At 65.2% G+C, this 296-nt stretch carries 1 protein-coding gene; it reads right to left on the reverse strand.

Annotated elements, in window-relative coordinates; all coding sequences use genetic code 11:
* A partial coding sequence (locus AB2B41_RS24100) for a hypothetical protein (protein WP_367880242.1) occupies positions 1-296 on the reverse strand: 296 nt, incomplete at both ends.

Below are 296 nucleotides of genomic sequence, written 5' to 3' on the forward strand. Positions count from 1 at the left end.
TCGCCGCCGTTGTTGTCGCCGCCGTTGTTCTCGCCGCCGACGTTATAGCCGCCGTTGTTCTCGCCGCCGTTATTATCGCCGCCGTCGTTGTCGCCGCCGTTATTATCGCCGCCGTTGTTCTCGCCGCCGCCGTTATTGCCGCCGCCGTTATTGTCACCGCCGTTGTTCTCGCCGCCGTTATTGTCGCCGCCGTTATTGCCGCCGCCGTTATTGCCGCCGCTGTTCTCGCCGCCGTTGTTCTCGCCGCCGGTATTATAGCCGCCGGGGTTCTCGCCGCCGGTATTATCGCCGCCGGG

The organism is Sulfitobacter sediminis (genome assembly GCF_040811725.1).
Lineage (GTDB): Bacteria > Pseudomonadota > Alphaproteobacteria > Rhodobacterales > Rhodobacteraceae > Sulfitobacter > Sulfitobacter sediminis.